This window comes from Streptococcus sp. DD04 (assembly GCF_001578725.1).
In the GTDB taxonomy this organism is placed as follows: domain Bacteria; phylum Bacillota; class Bacilli; order Lactobacillales; family Streptococcaceae; genus Streptococcus; species Streptococcus sinensis.
The window spans coordinates 1-2,099 of the sequence record NZ_KQ968985.1; the positions used below are offsets into that span (position 1 = coordinate 1).

The 2,099-nt window shown below is 41.8% G+C and carries 1 protein-coding gene; it reads left to right on the plus strand.

Annotation, left to right across the window (positions count from 1 at the left end; genetic code table 11):
* On the plus strand, nt 1-2,099 hold a 2,099-nt coding region (locus tag STRDD04_RS10125), incomplete at both ends, for a Spy0128 family protein (protein ID WP_156469091.1).

Here is a 2,099-nt window from a genome sequence, read left to right on the forward strand (position 1 = left end):
ATGAAGTTCCAAAGACAAACGTGACGGCTAAGAAAGTCTGGGTTGGTGGTCAGGAACGTGTTCGTCCAACATTTTACTTCAAACTCTACCGTACACCAGAAGGTGGAGCGATTGAAGAAGTGGCTGGTGTTGAGAAGAAAGAAGTTCCAAAAACAAATGGAACTGTAGAATGGACGGACCTTCCTGCGACAGATGAGCACGGTGTGAAGTACACTTATAGTGTGATGGAAGTCGATGAAGATGGCAATCTCATCGTAGATACGATAGACGGCTATACTCCTAGCCAAACAGGCCCACTTACTATTACAAATACTTATAGCACTGAACCAGCTGAGGCTGTTATTGAAGTCAAGAAAAAATTGGAAGGTCGTCCAACAAAGCTTCAAGACGAAGAATTTGAATTTATCTTGAAAGACAATGATGGAAAAGAAGTTCAAAGAATCAAGAATAAAGGTACTAATGCTGATGGAACTGGTCGCGTAGTCTTCAATCCTATTAAATTTACAAAAGAAGGACATTATCAGTACACCATTGTGGAAGCAAAAGCAGGTGAAACTGAAAATGGTATCACCTATGATAATAGAACAGTTCCTGTAATTGTACACGTCTATGATAATGGAAGAGGCCAACTGGTTGCCTGGGTTGAGAAATTAGAAATTTCTCAAGTAGCACTTCCAGCAGCTGATTTTTCAACTTCAGCACCTGGTTCTAATCTTGTACCACCAATCTCTGGTGCCATCAACACCATTACAGATGCCGGAATTCAAACATTCACAAATACGTACAAAGCTACCAAAGTCAAAGTGCCTGTTGCTGCGACGAAATCGTTTATCAATAAGAATACAGATCAACCGATTCAGCTTAAAGGCGGTGAATTCGAATTCGCCTTGTTGGATGGAGAGGGTGAGCAAGTCGCAACCACAACAAATGACGCAGACGGAAACATTCAGTTTGGTGAATTGGAATTCAACAAACCAGGTGAATTCACTTATACCATCATTGAAAGGTATGCGGGTACAACTGAGAAAGGAATCACTTATTCTAACAAGACTGTCGAAGTGACCATCACAGTAAGGGATAACAATAAGGGAGCTCTTGAAGCAAGCGTTTCTTACGACAATAACAACAGCACTTTCGAAAATACTTATAAGGCTAAAAACGCTAAAGCAAGTCTCGAAGTAACGAAGAAGCTGACCGGTCGAAATCTCGAAGCCGATATGTTTGAATTTGCTTTGACAGACCAAGTCGGTAACGTTGAAACAGCGAAGAATGGTGCAGACGGAAAAGTTAAGTTTAAAGAATTGTCATTTGATGAAGAAGGTACTTACACTTACACTATTAAGGAAGTGAAAGCTGGAACAACTGAAAATGGGATCGCCTACGATGCGAAGACAGTGACAGCTAAAGTAACTGTAACAGATGATAAAGAAGGGAAACTGCATGCAGCTGTTGAGTACAGCAGTGATGCCAGCGATGGCAGCACAACCTTCACCAATGTTTACACACCAGACAAAACTCAGGTTTCTGTGAAGAAAGTTTGGAATGATGGCGAGAACCAAGATGGCAAACGTCCAGGCTCTATTACTGTTAAACTTTTAGCAGATGGTGTCGAGACTGGTCAGACCCATGAATTGAGCGATGCGAATAATTGGCAAGCAAGCTTCACGAATCTGGATGCCGATAAAGGCGGCACGCCAATCACCTATACAATCGCAGAAGTTTCAGTTCCAGCAGGTTACACTTCAGTCCTTACTGGCGATGCGACAACTGGCTTTACGATTACAAATCGCTACAATCCAGCGGAAACAAATGTTTCTGTAACTAAAGTTTGGGATGATGGGAATAACCAAGATGGTCTCCGTCCGACCAAGATTATAGTGAATCTGCTAGCAGATGGCGTTAAGGTTGACTCAAAAGAAATTGAGGCTGCTGCAGATGGTTCTTGGACTGCTACATTTACAGGTCTTGCGAAATATAAAAATGGTCAAGAGATCCAGTATACTGTGACAGAAGAAGCAGTTGATGGTTATATTCCAGAAATTACTGCAGATACAGCGACAAGCTTTACGATTAAAAATACCCACGACCTAGCTACAGTC